The 219-nt window shown below is 47.9% G+C and carries 1 rRNA gene; it reads left to right on the forward strand.

Going from position 1 to position 219, the window contains the following annotated elements:
• Positions 1-165: 165 nt before the first annotated feature.
• Positions 166-219, forward strand: a 5S ribosomal RNA gene (gene rrf / locus ACW5W4_RS19030); the annotation flags it as partial.

Here is a 219-nt window from a genome sequence, read left to right on the forward strand (position 1 = left end):
GTGTTGAGCTAACCCATACTAATTACCCGTGAGGCTTAACCATACAACACCCAAGAAGTGTTTCTGGCCTTGTAGCAAGTGAACGAACTACTCAAATTCAGTGATAGTGACGAAGCAAACAGGCTAAGTCGTTATTCACGTCAGCTTTCCGGATGAAGTTTTTTGCCTGGCGGCCATAGCGCCGTGGAACCACCTGATCCCATGCCGAACTCAGAAGTG

The organism is Aeromonas crassostreae (assembly GCF_054052445.1).